General features: G+C 66.4%; 3 protein-coding genes and 2 pseudogenes. 4 read left to right on the forward strand and 1 reads right to left on the reverse strand.

Going from position 1 to position 3,124, the window contains the following annotated elements:
• Positions 1–115: 115 nt before the first annotated feature.
• A pseudogene (locus tag QMK24_RS41635) lies at positions 116–334 on the forward strand (IS5/IS1182 family transposase); the annotation flags it as partial.
• Positions 335–352: 18 nt separating this feature from the next.
• Here the strand turns inward: QMK24_RS41635 and QMK24_RS40860 are convergent.
• A complete protein-coding gene (locus QMK24_RS40860; protein WP_283471982.1) occupies positions 353–1,075 on the reverse strand; it encodes an SDR family oxidoreductase in 723 nt (240 codons plus the stop codon).
• Positions 1,076–1,170: 95 nt separating this feature from the next.
• Here QMK24_RS40860 and QMK24_RS40865 point away from each other — a divergent pair, with 95 nt between their 5' ends.
• The 3 genes and pseudogenes from QMK24_RS40865 to QMK24_RS40875 form a co-directional block, all read left to right on the forward strand.
• A complete protein-coding gene (locus tag QMK24_RS40865) occupies positions 1,171–2,091 on the forward strand; it encodes an AraC family transcriptional regulator (RefSeq protein ID WP_283471983.1) in 921 nt (306 codons plus the stop codon).
• Positions 2,019–2,457: pseudogene (locus QMK24_RS40870) on the forward strand (transposase); the annotation flags it as partial. The gene QMK24_RS40865 and the pseudogene QMK24_RS40870, both read left to right, overlap by 73 nt.
• 195 nt (positions 2,458–2,652) lie before the next feature.
• Positions 2,653–3,124: RICIN domain-containing protein (locus tag QMK24_RS40875; protein WP_283471984.1), on the forward strand; the 472-nt coding region annotated here is incomplete at its 3' end.

The following is a 3,124-nucleotide window of genomic DNA, read 5'->3' on the forward strand; positions in this document are numbered from 1 at the left end:
TGGGTGTCGTAACCGCGTCACTACCAAGGGGCCCGTTCTTTCATGCCCGCGGCCCCACACGCACTTTCGTCCATATGGTCACCCGCACCGCCCGTCTCGAACGAGATCCGGTTTGCCACAACGCACTCAGGCCGGCAAGCGCTGGGTGGTCGAGCGCACGCACTCTTGGATGAACGGCTACGGCAAGCTCCGACGCTGCACTGAGAAGAACAGCAGCGTCGTGGACTTCTACCTCCACCTCGCCGCCGCTCTCGTCACGCTCCGCATGCTCATTCGACGCGCGACCAACCGCTACCGCTGGGACAACCGCCCCACCACCCAACGCCTCAAGTGATCCAGTTGCCGGTCGACCCTAGACGATGGACCCGCCGCCGTCGAGCGCCAGCACAGAGCCGGTCGCGAAGGGGTTGCCCAGCAGGAAGAGATAGGCCGCCGCGGCGTCCTCGGGCTGCGCAACCTGGCCGGCCGGGAGTTCGCTGCCATGGCTCTGGAAGAACGCTTCCGGCTCCGGGACGAGGCCGTCCCACAGTTCGGTCCGCACGACGCCGGGGCGTACCGCGTTGACGCGGATCTTCCGCGGGGCCAGGTCCAGGGCGAGCGCTCGGGTCAGGGATTCGATCGCTCCCGTCGTGCTGGCTGGGATCGGCGAGCCGGGCAGGGGTCGGGTCGCGACCACTCCGGACGTGAAGACGATCGAGCCGCCCGGACGGATGGTCGGCACCGCGTACTTCACGGCCAGGAACGCTCCCCAGTAGCGGACTTCGAAGGCGGCGCGTGCTTCCGCTGAGGTGAAGTCCTCGATCCTCTTCAGGAGCAAGGCATCTCCGGCCGTGTAGACGAGGTGGTCGAACTCGCCGAGTTCGGCGAAGAACGCGGCGATCGAGGACTCGTCCGTCACATCGATGTGGCGGCCCTCGGTGTTGCCGGGCAACTTGTTCGCGGCTGCGTCAACGCGTTCCTGATTGCGCGAGGCGACGACGACGCTGGCTCCGTCCTTCGCGGCCTGCTCGGCGACTGCGTAGCCCATGCCTGAGGTGCCGCCGATGACGACGATCTTCTTCTTGTTCAGTGTCATGATGCGAAGCTACGTCAGTGTCACGAGACGATGAATGGCTAAGGATCTCGATCCACTGTCCGATCGTCTCGATTCCCCGGCGCTATAATCGCGTTGTGGACATCCTCAGTGACACCCTGGCCGCGCTGAGAACGGGACGTCCGAGCGCCGTCTGCACCGAGGCGCGCGGGCCGTGGGGCTTCCGCGTCCAGGCCATCGTAGGAGCCGCATTCCATGTGGTCGGGGAGGGCCAGTGCCTGCTCGTACCGCTGGCCGGGGACCCGATCGAGCTCGGCGCGGGCGACGTGGTCTTCCTGCGTCGGAGCAGCGGCCACGTCCTGACCGACTCGCTTTCGAGCCCGGTCGTGGACTTCGATCCGGTGCCGGTCGACGCGGGTTCGCCGATCGGCTACCTCGTCGCCGACGGCGTCGGTGCGCGGACCCGCCTGCTGTGCGGCGCGTACAAACTTGATGTGGACCACCGGCATCCGCTGCTGCGCGAACTTCCGGAGGTCATCCATCTTCCCGCCCGCCCGGGGCGTCATCCGGCGTTGCGGGCGACGGTCGATCAGCTCTGCGTCGAGATGAACGCCCCGCGTCCCGGATCCGACGCCGTCGTCAGGTCACTGATGGACTTGCTTCTCGTCTATATATTGCGGTGCTGGTACGACGAGCAGTCGCGCGAGCGTGCCGGGGGCTGGGCCGCAGCTCTCACCGATCCGGTGATCGCGCCGGCGCTGCATGCGATCCACGAGGATCCCGGGCATCCGTGGACCGTCGAATCCCTTGGCGGCAGAGCGGGATTGTCGCGGGCGGCGTTCGCGCGGCGGTTCACCGCCGTCGTCGGCGATCCGCCGTTGAGCTACCTGACGACGTGGCGCATGACGACGGCCGGGCGGCTCCTGAGGGACGGTGACCTCTCGTTGAGTACCGTCGCGGCGAACACCGGGTACACGTCGGAGTTCGCGTTCGCCAAGGCTTTCAAGCGTCACTTCGGGACGCCGCCGGGGGCCTACCGGCGCGAGGCGCGGGCCTGATCACCCTGGACGATGGTCCTGACCCACCCGGCCGGCGCGCCATGGCCGACAGGGCCAACGTCAACCTGGACCGCGGTTACGACCGCCACGTCCCGTGCCCTGATAGCCGAGTTGGGATTCACCGCCGAGATCGCCCGCAAGGGCATCCCGGCCCCGATCCAGGCCGGCAAGCGCTGGGTGGTCGAACGCACGCACTCCTGGATGAACGGCTACGGCAAGCTCCGACGCTGCACTGAGAAGAACAGCAGGGTTGTGGACTTCTACCTCCACCTCGCCGCCGCACTCGTCACGCTCCGCATGCTCATTCGACGCGCGACCAACCGCTACCGCTGGGACAACCGCCCCACCACCCAACGCCTCAAGTGATCCATTTGCCGGTCGTTCTAAGAGAGGCTGGGGGCGATTCATCTTCGGATTCGACCAGTTGTCCGAAACACGGCGCGACAGGTGGCCTCCTGGCATACAGGCTGTCTATCGCCGGCCCGGGCAACGGGGGACGCGCACCGGAGGGCCAGCGGGCCTTCGGAAGATTCGATGACCCAAGAAGGAGCCCTCGTCGTCATGAATCGCCACGGTATGGTTTCGCTGATGTTGGCCGGCGCGTTGGCATCGGCCATGACTCTGGCGGTCGGTTCGCCGGCCGGTGCAAGCGACCCCCCTTACTACCAGATCCCCAACGCTGTAACAGGGCTGTGTCTTGAGCCGGATCAAGGGTCGATGGACCAAGGCGCAGCGATCGTGGCAGCCGGTTGTGACATCAACTACGCCGGCCAGCGCTGGGCGTTCGTCTCCCTTGGCGGTACGAGATTTCAGTTCCGGAATCTACTGAACGGTCTGTGCCTGGACGCTCGGGGCGGTGCCACCAACGGAACGCCGATTCAGCAGTGGACCTGCAACAGCATCAGTAATGAGATCTGGGACAGCGGTCACGCACCGTTGCCTCTTCCCGGACCCTTCGGCGGCAACCTCCCTCTGGTCTCCAGGGTGTCCGGCAGCAGTAGCCACTGCCTCGACGGAAATGTGCCGCTCAGCG

This window comes from Streptomyces sp. PH10-H1 (genome assembly GCF_030063355.1).
In the GTDB taxonomy this organism is placed as follows: Bacteria; Actinomycetota; Actinomycetes; order Streptomycetales; family Streptomycetaceae; genus Actinacidiphila.